The following is a 6,053-nucleotide window of genomic DNA, read 5'->3' as shown; positions in this document are numbered from 1 at the left end:
ACCCTGGTTGACGCACTCCTCAAACAATCCGGCATTTTCCGCGAAGGCGAAGACGTTCCGGATTGCGTTATGGACTCCAACGCCCTAGAACGGGAACGGGGTATTACTATCCTGTCCAAAAATACGGCAGTTCGCTACAAAGAAACACTAATCAATATTGTTGATACTCCTGGACACGCTGACTTTGGTGGCGAAGTTGAACGCGTACTCGGCATGGTTGACGGATGTTTGCTGATTGTCGATGCCAATGAAGGCCCTATGCCCCAAACACGCTTTGTTCTCAAAAAAGCTTTGGAAAAAGGGCTACGTCCCATCGTTATCATCAACAAAATCGACCGTGGACAAACTGACCCCCACGTTGCTGTTGATAAAGTATTGGATCTGTTCTTAGAATTAGGAGCAGATGAAGACCAGTGTGATTTTACCTATCTGTTTGCCTCCGGTATGGCAGGTTTCGCCAAAGAAAGCTTGGAAGCAGAATCGGTAGATATGCAACCACTGTTTAACGCGATTCTGCAACACGTTCCACCACCAGTAGGCGACAGCAATAAGCCTCTGCAATTGCAAGTTACAACCCTAGATTATTCTGAATATCTGGGACGGATTGTGATTGGCAGAATTCACAACGGTACTATCCGCTCAGGACAACAAGCTGCCTTGGTAACAGAAAATGGCACTATTGTCAAGGGTAAAATTACCAAATTGATGGGCTTTGATGGACTAAAGCGCGTAGAGATGGAAGAAGCAACCGCAGGTTATATTGTGGCGGTGGCTGGTTTCGCTGATGCTTATATTGGGGAAACGATTACTGACCCCAATGAACCGCAAGCTTTACCACTAATTAAAGTGGATGAACCAACCTTGCAAATGGCCTTCTGGGTGAATGATTCGCCCTTTGCTGGTCAAGAAGGTAAGTTGGTGACTTCCCGTCAAATACGCGATCGCCTATTCCGCGAACTCGAAACCAACGTTGCTTTACGTGTCGAAGAAACCGATTCTCCAGATAAATTCCTCGTTTCCGGTCGTGGTGAACTCCACCTGGGTATCTTAATTGAAACCATGCGTCGGGAAGGCTTCGAGTTTCAGGTATCTCAGCCACAGGTAATTTACCGCGAAATTAACGGCCAACCTTGCGAACCTTTTGAACTCTTGGTGTTAGACGTTCCTGCTGATGGTGTGGGTAGCTGTATTGAACGCCTGGGACAACGCAAAGGCGAAATGCAAGATATGCAGCCAGGTAGTGGCGATCGCACCCAGTTAGAGTTTGTCATTCCCGCCCGTGGATTGATTGGTTTCCGGGGTGAATTCATGCGGATGACTCGTGGCGAAGGCATCATGAACCACAGTTTCTTAGACTACCGTCAAATCAGCGGTGATATTGAAGCTCGTAACAAAGGCGTTTTAATCTCCTTTGAAGAAGGCGTTTCTACCTTCTACGCTATGAGAAATGCCGAAGATAGAGGAGCATTCTTTATTACTCCCGGCACAAAGGTTTACAGAGGTATGATTGTGGGAGAACACAATCGTTCTCAAGATTTGGAATTGAATATCTGTAAGACCAAGCAGTTAACCAACCACCGGGCTGCTGGTGGCGATGAATTGGTTCAATTGCAAGCGCCGATAGACATGAGCCTAGAGCGTGCTTTGGAATACATTGGCCCCGATGAATTGGTGGAAGTTACACCCCAATCGATTCGTCTAAGGAAGATGTCGAAGAAGTTGGCGAAACGGTAAGTAAAGACATAACTCGACTTTAATTGATTTAAAAAGCTCGCTCACGCGGGCTTTTTTGTTTTGTTATTTGGGGTGAGCATCTCTGATCGTTGTAAGAAAAGTATCTCTCCGCTATACTAGCAATTCAAGTATTTAGAGAAAGATTAGGAAGAGCAAACTGTGGCAAACTGCCCATATTGTGATGAACCAATTGATGAGGCATATAACTTTTGCATTAGCTGTGAACGGCAAGTAAATTGTCTAAAGTGTAATACTTATTTACTTAGAGATAAAAGCAAATGCCTTAAGTGCGGCACTTTCAATGACGCTCCTCAGCCTAGCCCTACTCCTATGAATAATTTTTCTCTAGAAGAGGAACAATCAGACAACAATTACTCAAGGAAGCTGAATCTATCTTTCACTGATACTGCAATTGATAAGGTTGCATCTGTTTTGGGTGGTTATGTTCCCTTAACTCCTCTTAAAGTTACGAAACCTACCTCTGTTCGTGAACAGCAACCTCTCTTACCTCCTTTTCAGGCATTGGAAGAAGAAAATAACAAAGATGAATATACACAAGAACAAACAATTGATACTACTGTTCAAAATTACAGTCTGCTGCGACTATTAGTGAAGACTCCGTTAATGAGGTTATCAGTGAGAAGCGATAGCTAACCAACAAAAACCTTTAGAGTGTGATAGCTAATTTGCAGCATAGATTTACAGTGCGTTGCTTAGGCGTAGCCCGTCGTAGACATCGTTCTTTTGCATATTTTCACACAAAGCGATCGCAGGTTAAAAATTATCAATATATATTTTTTCTCAGAAACACTAATTGATTTGCCATATCCTCGGCTTCTACACTTTCTACTAACTTCAACAATCCTCGCAACTGTTCTCCAATTGAATAGCTCTGCTTGGCAGCAAGTACAATACCTGAATGCTTTTGTTGCTGTTCGAGATAAGCTTTATGCAATCGACAAAAATCACCAACATTGAAACTATAAATAACTCGTCTCTGTTCCGTTGCCCAAATTAATTGGCTATCATCAAACGATCCTAATCTATCTGCCTCAGCCGTTGTTATTACATCAATCCCTGCATTGCGTAAGCCATTAGCTAAAGATTTCTTGCCAGCATCTTCATCTAAATAGAAGCAAATTTGACTCATGCACAATTACCTGACATCCACTTCGTTTCCAGCGCATTACATTCTGCTTGATATAAAGCAATTTCTCTATCCATTGCTTCCTGATTAGCATAGTAATAGGCAAGCGCCGCATAAACTTGCGCTAGAGATACATGTGGATATTCTGTAACAATATCTTGAGGAGATAAGCCTGCTTGAGAATCCATTACAATGTTTTGAACCGTCATCCGCGTACCAGCAATGCAAGGGCGACCTCCAGCAATTTGAGGTGTCCTCACAATTAGGGTTCCAATATCAACTATTGCCACCATGTTTTTTCTACTCTACCTGAATCAATGAATCTTCTACATTTATTCCATAGTTCAATAATACATTAGCAGTTCTGGCTCTAACAAAGTTACAGATGCAGCCAGATAAACCTACTTAAGCGGCCTGCCTGAACCCTGCCAGCAGGCATTCTTACAAAAAGCGATCGCCAATTAGCAGCATAGATTTACACTGTGTAGGCCTAGCCTCTCGGTACTGCTTTAATTTCACATAAATCAGATAAGACTGATATATTTAAAGTAAATAATTTTCATCTAATAATTGTACAAGAGTGTAACATAATTTCATCATATACAATTATAAATTTATAGATGCAAACGACCAAAATACAGATAAATTGTATGGTACTTGTTCCAACAACTGACCCGATTCCGCTTGTAACCAAATTATGAAAAATATTGGGTTGACGCAAGGAAAAATTACAGTTCCAGAAAGCACGACTCTAGAAGAGTTCTTAAAACTTCCATATATTGAAGAGTCACCAGCTTGGGAATATATTAACAAAGAGGCAATTCAGAAACCTATGGGAGGGGCTAAACACAGCTTATTGCAAAAACGTTTAGTTGCAGTGATTGATGCCTTGGGTAGTAACTACGAAGCCTTTCCTGAATTACGCTGTACCTGCGGTATTCGTTCAGTAGTTACTGATGTGGTTGTTATCTCTACCAATCAAATACCACTGGATGAAAACGGTGAAATTATTAGCATCGGGATTGATTTTGCACCCCCTTGGGTCATCGAAATTCTTTCCCCTGCTCAAAGTAAAACGAAAGTAACTGGCAATATTTTACACTGTTTGAGAAATGGTAGTCAGCTAGGATGGTTGATTGATTCAAGTGAACGCTGTATTTTAGTTTATCAGCCTAATTCTTTACCAGATTTGGTAGCAGGACAAGATATATTACCAGTGTTAGAAGATTTGAATTTAACGCCTTCTGTTAATGAAATCTTTGCTTGGTTACAGCGTAAAATTTGACAGCAACTCGCAATCATAAAAGAATCTGCATCTTGTGTGAATATGACTTACTGTGTTTCCTGAATAAACCCTAACTGAACAAAAAAGACCTAATTAATGGAAAGACATTCGTAAACCAAATTTTAGAGCGGTTTCAATAAAGACATCAGGCGAACCCCTGAGATACTGTGAATTTAGGGCGGTGTTGGGTTAAAAAAGAAACATGAAAATCATCAAACCCATCACTAATTGGTTAGAAACCCGTGCCAGTACCCCTGCTTATGGCGGTTGGGTGTTAGCATTAACCGCAATTTGTTTTTTTGGCGCAGGTATCAATACTATGGCTGGTTGGCTATACGCCATTAGCGGCATTAGTTTTGCCCTTTTGGGTGTAGCAGCCATCTTACCGCCGCGATCGCTCACAAATCTATCCATCACCCGCCGTCCCATTCAACCTGTGTCAGCAGGCGACGATCTCACTATAGAATTAGAAATCCGCAATCAGACACAGCAGGCTGTAAGCTTATTGCAAGTTGAGGATATACTACCCTTCGTCTTAGGGAAACCAGTACAAAAGGCCATTGAAACAATTCCTCGCCAAGGTAGTTACCGTTGGGTATATTACCACCCTACCCAGCGCCGGGGCGTTTATCGCTGGCACACAGTTGAACTTGGTTCTGGTGCGCCTTTGGGATTGTTCTGGTGTCGCCGTCAGCGTGATTGTGCTGCCACAGCGATCGTCTATCCCACAGTATTACCCTTGGCTACCTGCCCCCTAGTAGACGAAATGGGGCAAGAAGAGAGCAAAAGGGGCGATCCTCGTGGTAGACCGTTGCAGACAGCGACAACAGGGCTGGTGCGATCGCTCCGCCCTTACCGCATCGGAGATCCCACCCGTCTGATTCACTGGCGAACTAGTGCCCGTTATGGAGAATTAAGGGTGCGGGAGTTAGAAATGGTCACAGGTGGACAAGAAATAGTTATTGCCCTCGATAGTGCTAGCAATTGGGAAGAAGAAAACTTTGAACAAGCAGTAATTGCCGCAGCATCATTGTATTTTTATGCACAGCAGCAGCAATTACAGGTACAACTATGGACAGCATCAACAGATTTAATTAAAGGCGATGCCTATGTTCTAGAAACCTTAGCAGCAACTAGAGCATTAGAAGATGCCAGTTCAGTAGTTACTAAAAGCTACCCTTTGATTTGGCTAACTCAAAACCCCCTAAGCCTTGCGACTCTTCCTCAAGGCAGTCGCTGGGTTTTGTGGCCAAATACTTCCTCACCAGCAGAACAAGAGGTAATCAATTGGGAACACCCTGGTATAGTTTTGCAAAGCAATCAGCCACTGCAACCCCAACTGCAAAAAACATTAAATTCGTATTAATCAATACCTTCAGTAAAAAACACATCCTAGAAGGGCTATACGAACAAAGGCTACCTCTACAGGTTGTAAAGCTTTTAGCCCACGGAGGTAAACTTTGTTTGTGTAGCTGCAACTTCTAGTCCTTCAGGCAAAGTGCAAGGTTTGAGTTAGCTTTGCTTTAGCTGTTTACGTCTTAATACTGAACCAGCGCTTAAAGTAACTATTGACAGTAGCGCTGGTAGCAATGTAGGTTCGGGAACAGATGTAGCTTTTTCATTAAAGGTAAAATTATCTAGCGCAAACTGTGTCCCCCTACCACCCGTGTTTATAAGATAATCTGGCTCAACTCCACCAAAGGACGTAAACTTTAATTCATCAACACCAAAATAATCAAAATTAACTAAAGTTGGCTGTGTCGTATCTACAACCACAGTTTTTGAATACAGTGTTGCGCCGCTCTTTAAACCTTTTACAGTAACCGAAAGACCATTATTCCAAGCAGCTGTGAGGTAAGCACTATTGAAGTCAAAAACACTATTACT

6 protein-coding genes and 1 pseudogene are annotated in these 6,053 nt (G+C 42.5%); 4 read left to right on the top strand and 3 right to left on the bottom strand.

Translation table 11 applies throughout. The features are described 5' to 3' along the window. Positions 1–1,734: translational GTPase TypA (gene typA / locus V7K25_RS23190; RefSeq protein WP_335160983.1), on the top strand; the 1,734-nt coding region annotated here is incomplete at its 5' end. A 159-nt stretch (positions 1,735–1,893) separates the two neighbouring features. Further along, the gene (locus V7K25_RS23185) at positions 1,894–2,388 is read left to right on the top strand and encodes a hypothetical protein (protein WP_335160981.1); all 495 of its coding nucleotides are present in this window, start codon (positions 1,894–1,896) and stop codon (positions 2,386–2,388) included. A 130-nt stretch (positions 2,389–2,518) separates the two neighbouring features. On the opposite strand, the gene V7K25_RS23180 is transcribed toward V7K25_RS23185, so the two are convergent. Together V7K25_RS23180 and V7K25_RS23175 are read right to left on the bottom strand one after the other, a co-directional pair. Next, a complete protein-coding gene (locus V7K25_RS23180) occupies positions 2,519–2,884 on the bottom strand; it encodes a DUF5615 family PIN-like protein (RefSeq protein WP_335160979.1) in 366 nt (121 codons plus the stop codon). Beyond that, positions 2,881–3,174, bottom strand: coding sequence for a DUF433 domain-containing protein (locus V7K25_RS23175; protein WP_335160977.1), 294 nt, complete (start codon positions 3,172–3,174; stop codon positions 2,881–2,883). The genes V7K25_RS23180 and V7K25_RS23175 overlap by 4 nt, the downstream gene beginning before the upstream one ends. A 404-nt stretch (positions 3,175–3,578) precedes the next feature. On the opposite strand from V7K25_RS23175, the gene V7K25_RS23170 reads away from it, so the two are divergent. Beyond that, the gene (locus V7K25_RS23170; RefSeq protein WP_335160975.1) at positions 3,579–4,166 is read left to right on the top strand and encodes a Uma2 family endonuclease; all 588 of its coding nucleotides are present in this window, start codon (positions 3,579–3,581) and stop codon (positions 4,164–4,166) included. Positions 4,167–4,368: 202 nt separating this feature from the next. After that, positions 4,369–5,532 carry a DUF58 domain-containing protein gene (locus V7K25_RS23165; RefSeq protein WP_335160973.1) on the top strand — a complete coding sequence of 388 codons (1,164 nt, stop codon included), beginning with the start codon at positions 4,369–4,371 and terminating at the stop codon, positions 5,530–5,532. Positions 5,533–5,678: 146 nt separating this feature from the next. Here the strand turns inward: V7K25_RS23165 and V7K25_RS23160 are convergent. Beyond that, positions 5,679–6,053 (bottom strand): annotated as a pseudogene (locus tag V7K25_RS23160) (PEP-CTERM sorting domain-containing protein); the annotation flags it as partial.

The sequence above is a fragment of the Nostoc sp. genome (assembly GCF_036919495.1).
In the GTDB taxonomy this organism is placed as follows: Bacteria; Cyanobacteriota; Cyanobacteriia; order Cyanobacteriales; family Nostocaceae; genus Nostoc.
This window is presented reverse-complemented; position numbering and strand designations above follow the sequence as displayed.

Excerpts from the sequence above, each read along its gene's own strand:
- V7K25_RS23170 (WP_335160975.1), top strand. The coding sequence starts at position 3,579 with ATGAAAAATATTGGGTTGACGCAAGGAAAAATTACAGTTCCAGAAAGC.
- V7K25_RS23180 (WP_335160979.1), bottom strand. The coding sequence starts at position 2,884 with ATGAGTCAAATTTGCTTCTATTTAGATGAAGATGCTGGCAAGAAATCT.
- V7K25_RS23175 (WP_335160977.1), bottom strand. The coding sequence starts at position 3,174 with ATGGTGGCAATAGTTGATATTGGAACCCTAATTGTGAGGACACCTCAA.
- V7K25_RS23165 (WP_335160973.1), top strand. The coding sequence starts at position 4,369 with ATGAAAATCATCAAACCCATCACTAATTGGTTAGAAACCCGTGCCAGT.